The following is an 11,860-nucleotide window of genomic DNA, read 5'->3' on the forward strand; positions in this document are numbered from 1 at the left end:
CATTCGGCCGACGAGCGAGATAGACAGCCTCGATGTTTGGACTTTTTCTTTTCATGAGCTGCAGCCGTCGGGCTCTCGACCGCGTTTTCACCCGGTTTGTTCCCGTGACGCTGGCTGTCCTGCTGAGCGGTTGCTCCAGCGTGGGCTATTACGGTCAGCTGGCCGAGGGGCAATGGCAGCTGTTGCGGGCACGCCAGCCGCTGGATCGGGTGATTGCAGACCCTGCCACCAACCCGGCCTTGCGGCAGCGCCTGCTGTTCGCCGAAAAAGCCCGGGCCTTCGCCAGCGCGCAACTGAAGTTGCCGGACAACGGCAGTTATCGGGTGTATGCCGATCTCGGCCGGCCATACGTGGTGTGGAACGTGTTCGCCACCCCGGAGCTGTCATTGCAGCCGGTGACCCATTGTTTCCCCATCGCCGGTTGCGTGGCCTATCGCGGTTACTACCGCCAGGGTGCCGCCCGCGGAGCGGCGGCGCTGATGCGCCAGGACGGGCTGGATGTCTATGTCGGGGGCGTGGAGGCCTACTCCACCCTGGGCTGGTTCGACGACCCGATTCTTTCGACCATGACCGGCTGGGGCGAGGAGCGCCTGGCCACGGTGATTTTCCACGAGTTGGCGCATCAACGCTTCTACGTACAGGACGATACCGAGTTCAACGAATCGTTCGCGTCGTTTGTCGAGCAGGAAGGCACCCGGCAATGGCGCGCGGCGCGCGGGTTGGCGGCGGTCGAGGAGCATGGCGCCGGGCAACGCGACGCCTTCATACGCCTGGTGCTCGCCAGCCGCGAGCGTCTGCAGGCGATCTATGCCGGGCCGCTGGATGCAGCGGGCAAGCGGGCGGCCAAGCAGGCGGAGTTCGAACGGTTGCGGCGCGAATACCGAGAGGTGCGGGTTCGGGATTGGGCTGGGGATCGGCGTTTCGATGCCTGGATGTACGGGCCGATGACCAATGCGAAGTTGTTGCCATTTGGCCTGTATGATCAGTGGGTGCCGGCTTTTTCGCAGTTGTTCAAAGAGGTTGGTGGGGATTGGCTGCGGTTTTATGAGCGGGTGGAAGCGCTTGGAAAATTGCCGATCGAGCAGCGCAAATTGGCGTTGGCAGCGCTGGCCTCATCACGGGGCAAGCCCGCTGCCACGACAGCGCGTGGGTGCGGGCCTGATCCGCGATAAAGCGGGATCAGCGCACGAATGCCTGGTGCAACTCGGCCAGCGTCTCGAAGTGGAACGCCGGCGCCTCGGCCTCGAGTTCTTCCCGGCTGCCGAACCCATAGCCCACCGCGACGGCCTGCAAACCGTTGCTGCGCGCACCGATCAGGTCATGCTTGCGATCCCCGATCATCAAGGTCTGCGTCGGATCCAGCCCCTCCTCGTCCAGTAGGTGGCGAATCAGTTCCACCTTGTTGGTCCGCGTGCCATCGAGCTCACTGCCGTAGATCACCTTGAAGTGATGGTCGAAGGCGAAATGCCGGGCGATTTCACGGGCGAACTCCCAAGGTTTGGAGGTGGCGATGTACAGGGTGCGGCCCTGGCCATTGAGCGCTTGCAGCAACTCGGGCACGCCGTCGAACACCAGGTTTTCGTACAGCCCGGTTACCTTGAAGCGCTCGCGGTAGAAGTTCACCGCTTCCCAGGCCTTGGCCTCGTCGAAGGCATAGAACTGCATGAACGCCTGCAGCAAGGGCGGGCCGATGAAGTGCTCAAGGCGGGTAAGGTCTGGCTCGTCGATGCCCAGCTTGGCCAGGGCGTACTGGATCGAGCGGGTGATGCCCTGGCGCGGGTCGGTCAGGGTGCCGTCGAGGTCGAAGAGGATGTTCTGCTGGTGCATGGTGTTCTCTGCAGTCGGATTCATTCCGGGAGGTCGTAGCCTTCGGCCAGGTGCTGGTCCTTGAGCTTGACGTAGTTGCCGGCGCTGTAGGGGAAGAACGCGTGTTCCTGCTCGCTCAGCAGGCGCACCTGCTTCACCGGGCTGCCCATGTACAGGTAGCCGCTGACCAGGCGTTTGCCGGGTGGCACCAGGCTGCCGGCGCCGATGATCACTTCGTCCTCGACGATGGCGCCGTCCATGATGGTGCTGCCCATGCCGACCAGGATGCGATTGCCCAGGGTACAGCCATGCAGCATGACTTTGTGACCGATGGTCACCTCGTCGCCTATGATCAGTGGGTAGCCATCGGGGTTGAACGGCCCGGCGTGTGTGATGTGCAGCACGCTGCCGTCCTGCACGCTGGTACGCGCGCCGATACGGATCCGGTGCATGTCGCCGCGTACTACGGTCAACGGCCAGATCGAGCTGTCCTCGCCGATCTCGACGTCGCCGATGACCACCGCCGAACGGTCGACGAAGGCCCGTGGTCCCACTTTCGGCGTGTGTTCCCGAAACGTGCGGATGGCCATGATAGTGTTCCTCTGCAATGCCGATAGGCAGGCTGCCTGCTGCGGTCGGCGTCGATTGTAATTAAGATGGTCCCGTGTTTCTCCTGCCAAGGTACCCGAACCGTGAGTGCGAACAACCCGCTGCTGCAGTCCCATGATCTGCCGCCCTTCTCGGCGATCCGCGCCGAGCATGTGCTGCCGGCGATCGAGCAGATCCTCGCCGACAACCGCAAGGCCATCGCCGAGATCCTTGAGAAGCAGGGCAAGAACCCGACCTGGGCCGGCCTGGTGCTGGCAATGGACGAACTCAACGACCGCCTGGGCGCCGCCTGGAGCCCGGTCAGCCACCTCAACGCGGTGTGCAACAGCCAGGAACTGCGCGAGGCCTACGAGTCGTGCCTGCCGGCCCTGAGCGCCTATTCCACCGAACTGGGCCAGAACCGTGCCCTGTTCGAAGCTTATGAAGCCCTGGCCGCCAGCCCTGAAGCCGCCAGCTTCGACGTGGCGCAGAAAACCATCATCGACCACGCCCTGCGCGATTTCCGCCTGTCGGGCATCGACTTGCCGGCCGACAAGCAGCAGCGCTACGCCGAGGTGCAGAGCAAGCTCAGCGAACTGGGCAGCCGCTTCTCCAACCAACTGCTCGACGCCACCCAGGCCTGGACCAAGCACGTCACCGACGAAGCCGCGCTGGCCGGCCTGACCGACTCGGCCAAGGCGCAGATGGCCGCCGCAGCGCAGGCCAAGGGCCTGGACGGCTGGCTGATCACCCTGGAGTTCCCCAGCTACTACGCAGTGATGACCTACGCCAGCGACCGCGCACTGCGCGAAGAGGTGTATGCCGCCTACTGCACCCGTGCCTCCGACCAGGGCCCGAACGCCGGCCAGTTCGACAATGGCCCGGTGATGGAAGAGATCCTCGACCTGCGCCAGGAGCTGGCCGGGCTGCTGGGTTACAAGAACTTCGCCGAGCTGAGCCTGGCCACCAAGATGGCCGAGTCCAGCGACCAGGTGCTGAGTTTCCTGCGCGACCTGGCCAAGCGTTCCAAGCCATTCGCCGCCCAGGACCTGGAGCAGCTCAAGGCCTATGCCGCCGAGCAGGGCACCGCCGAGCTGGCCAGCTGGGACGCCGGGTACTTCGGCGAGAAGCTGCGCGAGCAGCGCTACAGCGTGTCCCAGGAAGCGTTGCGCGCCTACTTCCCGATCGACAAGGTGCTGTCCGGCCTGTTCGTCATCGTGCAACGCCTGTACGGCATCGAGATCAACGAGCTCAAGGGCTTCGACAGCTGGCACCCGGACGTGCGCCTGTTCGAGATCAAGGAAAACGGCCAGCACGTCGGCCGTTTTTTCTTCGACCTCTATGCCCGCGCCAACAAGCGTGGCGGTGCCTGGATGGATGGCGCCCGCGACCATCGCCGCACCGCCAATGGCAGCCTGCAGAGCCCGGTGGCCAACCTGGTGTGCAACTTCACCCCGGCCACGCCCGGCAAGCCCGCGCTGCTCACCCACGACGAAGTCACCACCCTGTTCCACGAGTTCGGTCACGGCCTGCACCACCTGCTGACCCGTATCGAGCATGCCGGCGTGTCCGGCATCAACGGCGTGGCCTGGGATGCGGTGGAGCTGCCGAGCCAGTTCATGGAGAACTGGTGCTGGGAGCCCGAGGGCCTGGCGCTGATCTCCGGCCACTACGAGACCGGTGAGGCATTGCCCCAGGACCTGCTGGACAAGATGCTCGCGGCGAAGAACTTCCAGTCCGGCATGATGATGGTGCGCCAGCTGGAGTTCTCGCTGTTCGACTTCGAGCTGCACGCCACCCATGGCGACGGCCGCAGCGTGCTGCAGGTGCTCGAGGGCGTGCGTGACGAGGTCTCGGTGATGCGTCCGCCGGCCTACAACCGCTTCCCCAACAGCTTCGCGCACATCTTCGCCGGCGGTTATGCGGCGGGTTACTACAGCTACAAGTGGGCCGAAGTGCTGTCGGCCGACGCCTTCTCGCGCTTTGAGGAAGAAGGTGTGCTCAACGCCGAGACCGGTCGCGCCTTCCGCGAAGCCATCCTGGCCCTTGGCGGTTCCCGAGAGCCGATGGTGCTGTTCGTCGACTTCCGTGGCCGCGAGCCTTCCATCGATGCATTGTTGCGCCACAGCGGCCTCACCGAGGACGCTGTGGCATGAGTGAGGTAGCCTTGAGCAAGAGCAAGCGACGCTTCATCGCCGGGGCGGTATGCCCGGCATGCAGCGAGATGGACAAGCTGATGATGTGGAACGAGGACGGCGTGCCGCACCGTGAGTGCGTGGCCTGCGGGTTCACTGACACCCTGAACGAACAAGGCCTGTCGGTACCCAGCGAGCTCGGCACCCGGGTCAATCACCTGGCGCCGAAAGCGCCGCCGGCCAAGGTGCAGACCGTGCAGTTCTTCCCCAATCCGAAGCTGAAGAAGCCTTCGGAATAACGACCTTTCGGGCGCCCTCGGGACGCTCTTTGGGGGCAGGGTAGATATTGCTGCCTGTCCCGCTTGGGTGGGTCACTAAGGTGTAGGTCCTTTGACCCGCACCGAGATGCACGATGACCCATCCATTTGTTTTTCTTCCTGGCGGGCTGCTTGATTACGCGTCGTTGCGGCCCGAGCAGCTCGAACCGGCTGTTCGTCAGATTCATGATGCCAACCTGGTAGCGCTTGAGCGGATCGTTGCCGATCAGGCGCATTTTCCTGGATGGAATGACCTGGTCCTGGCAATCGAGCGGCTCGACCAGCGGCTGGAGGACACTTTTCACTCACTGGTCCCCCTCGCTTACGAGGGCGAGGATTGGGCCGATGCCGTGCATGCCTGCCATGGTTTGCTCGGCGGCTGGAAGCGGTCTAAGCATGAATATCCGGGGCTGTTGCAGGCCTATCAACGCATCGACGAGGCGACACTCGACACTGAGCAACGTGTGGTGCTGTCGAGGATTCTCAGGGACTTTCGCCTGGGTGGCTTTCAACTGGGTGGCGCTGAACGAGCCCAATTGCGCGCGACCGAAGCCGCCATAAGCGGGCTCGAACGGCAGTTCATGGACAATCTCAGCGGCGCCCGAAGTGCCGGTGCACGTTTGTTGTCCGATGAATCGCAATTGAGTGGCCTTGACGGACCCCAACGGCAGCGCCTGAGTGACAAAGCCCGGGAAGAGGAGCTGGATGGCTGGCTGATCGACCTGGGGGAAACGACCGTCGAGGCGATTCTCGAATCGGCTGATGATCGCTCGCTGCGTGCCTGGATCTACCGTGCTTCCCGGTCACTGGCGACGGACCCTGACCACGACAATGCCCAGGTAATGCAAGCGCTGTTGCGTTTGCGACACGAGCGGGCCCAGCTGCTGGGCTTGTCCAACGCTGCCGAGTTCGGGCTCGAGCTGAAAGCTGCTCGTACCACAAGCGAGGTCGAAGCATTCATCAAGGGTCTGATCGAAGAGAACCGTCCCAGGCTGCAGGCCGACCTCGAGGAACTGCAGGAGCGGGCTGACCAATTGGGTATGGGGACGCTTGAGCCTTCGGATATCGCTTATCTGACCAGGCAACTCAGGGACGATGCTGTCGCCGGGCTGCAACTGCGTGATCGCTTCCCACTCGATACAGCCCTGACCGCTTTGCGCGAGCTGCACGAACGATTGTTCGATATCCGCATGGTGCCGCGTGCCGTCGCGGTCTGGCACGCAGATGTGCAAGTGCTGGAGGTACGCGAACAGGGTAGCGTCCTGGGGTACATCTACCTCGACCTTCACGCGCGTCCTGGCAAATTGTCCTGGCCGTACTGCTACCCCATGCGTCAGCGCCATGTCGATGCCGACGGTGCGATGACATTGCCAACCACACTGCTGTCGTGCTCCTTCGCACACGGCCCCGATGGGTTTACGTCGCACCTTGGCCACAGCGATTTGTGCAAGCTCCACCATGAGTTCGGCCATGCGCTGCACCAGATTCTCGTGACCCATCGTCACCGTCGCCTCAATCGCACCTTGCCGGCGATGCTCGGCCCGGACAGCTGTGAGTTCGTTGGCATCCTGTTCGAGCAATGGTGCTGGTCCGCACCGGCTCTGCAAGGCGTCACTGCCCTCATGGCGGATACTGCCCCGGTTCCCCTGGAAGCCTTGCGGCGCTGGCTGGCGAGCCGACGGCGGCTGCGAGGCGTGGCCGAGGCCGAGAAGCTGCGTCGTGCCTGGTTCGATTTCATCGCGCATCGCGATAGGGATGCACGTCTCGACCTGCAAGACCTGGCGCGCCAGGCCAGCCATCTGGTCGGGCTCACTGCGGCGTTCGCGCAGGAGCGTTTCGTCGAGTCTTTCGATTATCTGGTGACAGGTTATGAGGCCGGGTACTACAGCTACAAATGGGCCCAGGCGCATGCCATCGATGCGTTCACCCGCTTCGAGGAACAAGGTGTCGATCAGCGGGAGGTCGCGCGGATAATGCGGCGGGAACTCATGACCAAGATTGCTTTGCGCGGGCTTTCCGCTTCATTCAACGCGTTTGTCGGCAGGGGGCTTTCCCTGGCAGCATACCGTGACTGGCATCAGCCTGCCTGACGGTACTGGTTATCGATGACGACTCATTGTACTGTACAAAAATACAGTAAATGGGTTGTCGTCATGTCTACTCCTCCCATCCGCGGCCGCGGCACCGCCAGCAACCCGCACAACCGTTTCGCCCCGAGTCGTGCGGTGGCCGAGGATGACGGGTGGTACCAGGAGGTGCCGATAACCCAGGGCACCGAGGTACGGATCGGGGTGGCGAAGACCATCATCGCCCGCAATACCTCCCCTGACCTGCCCTTCGACCGCTCCATAAATCCGTATCGCGGTTGCGAGCATGGCTGCATCTACTGTTACGCCCGTCCCAGCCACGCCTACTGGGACCTCTCCCCCGGCCTGGACTTCGAAACCAAGCTGATCGCCAAGACCAACGCCGCCGAGGTGCTCGAGCAGCAGTTGAGCAAGCCTGGCTACGTCTGTGCGCCGATCAACCTGGGGTCCAACACTGACCCTTATCAGCCCATCGAGCGCGAACAACAGCTGACCCGGCGCCTGCTCGAAGTTCTGCTGCGCTACCGCCACCCAGTGACCATTGTCACCAAGGGCTCGCTGGTGCTGCGCGACCTGGACCTGTTGAGCGAGCTGGCCAGCCAGCGCCTGGCGCGGGTGATGATCAGCCTCACCACCCTGGACGATGAGCTCAAGCGCACCCTCGAACCACGTGCGGCCGCTCCAAAGGCGCGCCTGCGCGCTATTCGCGTGCTGCGTGAGGCCGGTGTGCCGGTGGGCGTGCTGTGCTCGCCGATGATCCCGATGATCAATGACAGCGAACTGGAGCACCTGTTGCAGGCGGCGAAGGAAGCCGGCGCGCAGAGCGCGGCGTACATGATGCTGCGCTTGCCGCTGGAGGTGGCGCCGTTGTTCGAGCAGTGGCTGCACGATCACTACCCACAGCGGGCCGCGCATGTGCTGAGCCTGATTCGTCAGAGCCGGGGCGGTGAACTGTACGACAGCCGCTTCGGTGCGCGGATGCGCGGTGAAGGGGTATTCGCGGACTTGCTGGAGCAGCGCTTTCGCAAGGCGGCCAGGCGGCTGGGGTTCGAAGGGCGTGAGGAGTTGGCGCTGGACTGCAGCGCATTCTGTCCTCCCGGTGCTCAGATGGCGCTGTTCTAGCCAGCGGCTCGTTCAATCGGGAAGTCGAGCTCTATAAGTACAACTAAAGCAACCCAACAATTTCACTCATGCAGCTTGGCATCTGATGCTTTTTTGCTATTATCCAGTTCTCCCCTCTCCTATCCAGAACGCCCGTTCTAGAGCCTGCGCAATTAAGTTTCAGTTAAGTTTCCTACGCTAGCGTGAGTCATGAGTCAGCGGTGACTGTGATTATTTACCCGTGCGCGTCATCTAAATCCCCGCGTCACCCTGATCTTTCCCCGGTAACATGGAATTCACTTTCAAACCGTCCAGAGGATGAATCATGCCCGTCAAGGACCCATCCAAGGTTGTCCCGGCCGCACCCGCCGAAAGCGCCGATGCCGCCCTCAAGCATATCGTCGACGGCTTCCTGCGGTTCCACACCGAAGTCTTCCCCGAGCAGCAAGAGCTGTTCAAGAAACTGGCCACCGCGCAGAAGCCGCGGGCCATGTTCATCACCTGCGCCGATTCGCGCATCGTCCCTGAGCTGATCACCCAGAGCTCGCCCGGCGATCTGTTCGTCACCCGTAACGTCGGTAACGTAGTACCGCCGTACGGGCAGATGAACGGCGGTGTGTCGAGCGCCATCGAGTACGCGGTGCTGGCCCTGGGCGTGCACCACATCATCGTCTGCGGTCACTCCGACTGCGGCGCCATGCGCGCGGTGCTCAACCCGCAATCGCTGGCCAAGATGCCGACCGTCTCCGCCTGGCTGCGCCATGCCGAAGTGGCTCGGACCGTGATCGAAGACAACTGCTCCTGCGGCAGCGAGCACGAAAGCATGCAGCTGCTGACCAAGGAAAACGTCATCGCCCAGCTGCACCACCTGCGCACCCATCCTTCGGTCGCCTCGCGCCTGGCGGCCGGCCAGTTGCACATCCATGGCTGGATCTACGACATCGAAACCAGCCAGATCGAAGCCTACGATGCCGCCAGCGACCGCTTCCTGCCGCTGACCGCAGGCGAGTCGATCCCTTCTGCCACACCGAGAGGCCGCTACTAAGCGACCCCAACACGCTGAACAAGCCTTGATTGCCGGCTGCACCCGATGGGTGCGGCGCGGCCTTCGCCTGCCTTGAATCTTCCTGAATGCCGTGCCGGCAGACCCGCTGGCGGCCCACGCCTGCGCGTCGTTCAGGCTTCCCCGTGCTAGCGGCCAGCGGAATGGCCGTGAATCTAGAAAGGAGCTACATGGTGAACATGACACAGATAAAGGCGGCCATGCCGCGTGAGTTGCTGGCTTCGGTGGTGGTCTTCCTGGTAGCCCTGCCCTTGTGCATGGGTATCGCCATCGCCTCGGGCATGCCGCCCGCAAAAGGGCTGATCACCGGGATCATCGGTGGCATCGTCGTGGGCTTCCTCGCCGGTTCTCCGTTGCAGGTGAGCGGCCCGGCGGCGGGCCTGGCGGTGCTGGTGTTCGAGCTGGTGCGCCAGCATGGCGTGGCCATGCTCGGGCCGATCCTGCTGTTGGCCGGCCTGCTGCAACTGCTGGCCGGGCGCTTGCGCCTGGGCTGCTGGTTCCGGGTCACCGCACCAGCGGTGGTATACGGCATGCTTGCCGGGATCGGCGTGCTGATCGTGCTGTCCCAAGTGCACGTGATGTTCGACACGGCGCCCCAGCCATCGGGCGTGGACAACCTGCTGGGCTTCCCGGCGACGCTGGCCTCGGCCCTGCCGCTGGAAAGCGCAGGCGCCGGTTGGCAGGCCGGCGCGTTGGGCCTGGGCACCATCGCCATCATGTGGGGCTGGGAGCGCTGGCGCCCGCAACGCCTGCGCTTCATTCCCGGTGCCTTGCTCGGTGTGGCGGCAATGACCGCTGTCAGCTTGTGGCTGGCTCTGCCGGTCAACCGCGTGCAGGTACCTGCGGACCTGTCCGAGGCCATTGACTGGCTGCGCCCCGACGACCTGCTCAAGCTGGCCGACCCGACCCTATTGGTGGCGGCCTTCGCCCTGGCCTTCATCGCCAGCGCCGAGACCTTGTTGTCCGCGGCGGCAGTCGATCGCATGCACAGTGGCCAGCGCTCGGATTTCGACCGAGAGCTGTCGGCGCAGGGTATCGGCAACATGCTCTGCGGCGTGCTCGGCGCATTGCCGATGACCGGTGTGATCGTACGCAGTTCGGCCAATGTCCAGGCCGGTGCGCAGACCCGCGCCTCGGCGATCCTGCATGGCCTGTGGTTGTTGGCGTTCGTCGTGGCGCTGAGCAGTGTGCTGCAGCAGATCCCGGTGGCCAGCCTGGCCGGGGTGTTGGTCTACACCGGCGTGAAACTGGTGGACTTCAAGGCGTTCCGCGGCCTGGGCCGCTACGGGCGGATGCCGATGTTCACCTATGCGGCGACGGCCCTGGCAATCATCTTTACCGACTTGCTGACCGGCGTGCTGCTGGGCTTTGCCCTGACCCTGCTGAAACTGGCGCTGAAGGCGGCGCGGTTGAAGATCAACCTGGTGGCGCTGGACGAGCCGGGGCACATGGAGCTTCGCCTTGGCGGCGCGGCCACCTTCCTCAAGGTGCCGGCGCTGACCCAGGTGCTGGATTCCGTGCCGGAGGGAACCACGCTGCACGTGCCGCTCGGCAACCTGAGCTATATCGACCATTCCTGCCTGGAACTGCTGGAGGACTGGGGCCGCAGCGGCGCGGCCAAGGGCTCGCGGCTGGTGCTGGAGCAGCGGCGTCTGAAGCGGCGGGTCGAGGGAAGGTTGCGGACTACGGCGGGGGTTGGCGCTTAGGGTAAGTCTGTAGCGGCCTATCGTGGGGCAAGCCCACTCCCATGATCGAGTTCGTGAGAGCGGGCTTGCCCCGTGATAGGGTCGGATCAGGTCAACTCAGGCCGACTGGCTCAACTCCACGCCCAGCTGGCGCGACAGGCATGGCCAGCGTTTCCAGGCCTCTCCGGTTTCCGGGTTCGACAGCTTGTCGCGATAGTGCTCGACTGACTCCACGGCAAAGCTCTCGTCATCGAGCATCTCGTCCACCGAGTGATGCACCACCTCATCCAGCTGGTTGGCGAAGGTCTCGCCGATCAGCTGGTGGGCGATCAGGTTGGCGACCGTGGTATCCACCGGAATCAGCGGCTGCTGGAAATGGCGGATATACAGGTCGTTGACCTCCTCGACCAAGCGATGCGCCAGGTAGGCCTCGTCCAACAGGCAGTCCAGCCCGACCTGCCCCGCCATCACGCTCGGTGGCTGCAGGAAATAGGCCTCGGCAATCTTCAGCACTGGCTTGATCTGCGATTCGATGCCGGCCTCGAGGGCCACGGTGTGCGCGGCTTCGAGCAGTTCTGGAACCTCGTTGATATAGGCGCCGACGAAGCGGGCCAAAGTACCCTGGGCGTCCTGCTGGGGTAGGTGAATCGAAGGGTGCAGGTGTGGCAGTTGCTTCTCGAGACGGTTTTTCAGTTGGCCTGTGCGGCTCTCATGTTGATGGGCGTTTTCGATCTGCTCGCGTACAGCAGCGATGTTCATGACAACTCCAGGGACAAGGCGTTACAAACGGAAGACACTAAGTTAGCTTGCTTACGAGAATCGCTAAGACGCATTTGTTATATCTCTGAGGCACGTGTAGGAAATTGGCTATATCAATGTGCCATTATTGTGTCCCGGCCCAGTATCCATGGGCCTTTCAGCGCAAACGTTTGGTTGCGTGAAGATCATTTCAGTCCCTGCGTTGCGCCCCATTCGTCGGTGTCTATACTCCGCTTGAAACGTGATTCGTTGATGAGGCCCGACTGCCTTAAGCAGGGGGCTCGGTCGTCGAAGCCAGGCAGTCTTGGCCACCGTTCCC

10 protein-coding genes are annotated in these 11,860 nt (G+C 63.3%); 7 read left to right on the forward strand and 3 right to left on the reverse strand.

Features of this window, described 5'->3' with window-relative positions; translation table 11 throughout:
* Positions 1-53 precede the first annotated feature (53 nt).
* Positions 54-1,172 carry an aminopeptidase gene (locus tag OH705_RS01340; RefSeq protein WP_267300663.1) on the forward strand — a complete coding sequence of 373 codons (1,119 nt, stop codon included), beginning with the start codon at positions 54-56 and terminating at the stop codon, positions 1,170-1,172.
* 7 nt (positions 1,173-1,179) lie between these two features.
* Here OH705_RS01340 and OH705_RS01345 read toward each other — a convergent pair whose 3' ends face one another.
* The gene (locus tag OH705_RS01345) at positions 1,180-1,827 is read right to left on the reverse strand and encodes an HAD family hydrolase (RefSeq protein WP_267300733.1); all 648 of its coding nucleotides are present in this window, start codon (positions 1,825-1,827) and stop codon (positions 1,180-1,182) included.
* Positions 1,828-1,847: 20 nt separating this feature from the next.
* On the reverse strand, positions 1,848-2,396 hold the full coding sequence (locus OH705_RS01350; protein WP_023628737.1) for a gamma carbonic anhydrase family protein: 549 nt from the start codon (positions 2,394-2,396) through the stop codon (positions 1,848-1,850).
* A gap of 66 nt (positions 2,397-2,462) precedes the next feature.
* Between OH705_RS01350 and prlC the strand changes: the two genes are divergently transcribed.
* The 6 genes from prlC (at position 2,463) to OH705_RS01380 (ending at position 10,803) form a co-directional block, all read left to right on the forward strand.
* Positions 2,463-4,550, forward strand: coding sequence for an oligopeptidase A (gene prlC, locus OH705_RS01355; protein ID WP_267300664.1), 2,088 nt, complete (start codon positions 2,463-2,465; stop codon positions 4,548-4,550).
* A complete protein-coding gene (locus OH705_RS01360) occupies positions 4,547-4,828 on the forward strand; it encodes a YheV family putative zinc ribbon protein (RefSeq protein WP_023628738.1) in 282 nt (93 codons plus the stop codon). Before prlC ends, OH705_RS01360 begins: the two co-directional genes overlap by 4 nt.
* 113 nt (positions 4,829-4,941) lie before the next feature.
* Complete coding sequence (locus OH705_RS01365) at positions 4,942-6,936, forward strand: M3 family metallopeptidase (RefSeq protein ID WP_267300665.1); 1,995 nt, start codon at positions 4,942-4,944, stop codon at positions 6,934-6,936.
* A gap of 63 nt (positions 6,937-6,999) precedes the next feature.
* Positions 7,000-8,055 carry a PA0069 family radical SAM protein gene (locus OH705_RS01370; RefSeq protein ID WP_267300666.1) on the forward strand — a complete coding sequence of 352 codons (1,056 nt, stop codon included), beginning with the start codon at positions 7,000-7,002 and terminating at the stop codon, positions 8,053-8,055.
* A 304-nt stretch (positions 8,056-8,359) separates the two neighbouring features.
* Positions 8,360-9,079, forward strand: coding sequence for a carbonic anhydrase (locus tag OH705_RS01375; RefSeq protein ID WP_023628961.1), 720 nt, complete (start codon positions 8,360-8,362; stop codon positions 9,077-9,079).
* Between the two features lie 188 nt (positions 9,080-9,267).
* Positions 9,268-10,803 (forward strand): SulP family inorganic anion transporter, encoded by a 1,536-nt coding sequence (locus tag OH705_RS01380; RefSeq protein ID WP_023628962.1) that lies wholly within the window; start codon positions 9,268-9,270, stop codon positions 10,801-10,803.
* A gap of 96 nt (positions 10,804-10,899) precedes the next feature.
* On the opposite strand, the gene OH705_RS01385 is transcribed toward OH705_RS01380, so the two are convergent.
* Complete coding sequence (locus OH705_RS01385) at positions 10,900-11,541, reverse strand: hypothetical protein (protein WP_023628963.1); 642 nt, start codon at positions 11,539-11,541, stop codon at positions 10,900-10,902.
* Positions 11,542-11,860 lie beyond the last annotated feature (319 nt).

The organism is Pseudomonas sp. BJa3 (assembly GCF_026343815.1).
Taxonomy (GTDB): domain Bacteria; phylum Pseudomonadota; class Gammaproteobacteria; order Pseudomonadales; family Pseudomonadaceae; genus Aquipseudomonas; species Aquipseudomonas soli.